The sequence below is a fragment of the Pseudomonas sp. GW823-FHT02C02 genome, from assembly GCF_058797635.1.
Map to the genome: position 1 here is coordinate 1 of NZ_JBXAJV010000040.1, position 1192 is coordinate 1192.

Annotated in this window: 1 protein-coding gene; it reads left to right on the top strand. The window is 53.7% G+C overall.

Annotated elements, in window-relative coordinates; all coding sequences use genetic code 11:
* Positions 1-70: 70 nt before the first annotated feature.
* Positions 71-1048 (top strand): IS5 family transposase, encoded by a 978-nt coding sequence (locus AC1ROI_RS33865; RefSeq protein WP_033902000.1) that lies wholly within the window; start codon positions 71-73, stop codon positions 1046-1048.
* Positions 1049-1192: the final 144 nt, after the last annotated feature.

Below are 1192 nucleotides of genomic sequence, written 5' to 3' on the forward strand. Positions count from 1 at the left end.
GGAAACTCTGAAAAAGACTTCCAAATCTGGTGAGATACGGCTGTCCCACGAACTGAACGGTTGAGCCCCGATGAAGCAAATGTCTTTCGCTGATGCCGAGTACGCAGGCAAACGTAAGCAGACCCGCCGTGAGCGTTTCCTGATTGAGATGGATCAGGTCGTGCCCTGGAAAGGCCTGATTGCGTTGATCGAGCCGCATTATCCGAAGGGTGAAGGCGGTCGTCCGGCGTATCCGTTGATGGCCATGCTGCGGGTTCATCTGATGCAAAACTGGTTCGGCTACAGCGATCCGGCGATGGAAGAGTCCCTCTACGAAACCACGATTCTGCGCCAGTTTGCCGGGCTGCATTTGGATCGGATTCCGGATGAAACCACGATCCTCAACTTCCGCCGGCTGTTGGAAAAACATGAGCTGGCCGGTGGGATTTTGCAGGTCATCAACGGCTATTTGGGCGACCGAGGTTTGCTGCTGCGTCAGGGAACTGTGGTCGATGCGACGATCATTCATGCGCCCAGTTCGACCAAGAACAAGGACGGTAAACGCGACCCCGAAATGCACCAGACAAAGAAAGGAAATCAGTACTATTTCGGGATGAAATCGCACATCGGTGTCGATGTTGAATCCGGTCTGGTACATAGCGTGGTGGGCACGGCGGCGAATGTGGCGGACGTGACTCAGGTCGATCAGTTGCTGCATGGCGAGGAAACTTACGTCTCTGGCGATGCCGGTTACACCGGCGTGGAGAAGCGTGCGGAGCATCAACATCGCCAGATGATCTGGTCGATCGCAGCGCGCCCCAGCAGCTATAAGAAGCATGCAAAAAAGAGCCTGATCGGTCGCATGCGCCGCAAAATCGAATACGCGAAAGCTCAAGTCCGGGCCAAGGTTGAGCATCCATTCAGGGTGATCAAGCGCCAGTTTGGTTATACGAAAGTTCGCTTCCGAGGCTTGGTGAAAAACACCGCGCAGCAGACCACACTGTTTGCCTTATCGAACCTGTGGATGATGCGAAAACGACTGTTGAATGCAGGCGAGGTGCGCCTGTGATGTGGACAATGAGCCCTGAAAAGGTGCTATTCCGCAAAAAACAGTGAACTGACAGGAGGAAAGGTCTGATTTTCGATTAAGTCGGTGTTTTTTGAACCTCAGACAGCGAGGCCGTTAAAAACGGCTGCTTACTTCAGACCTTCC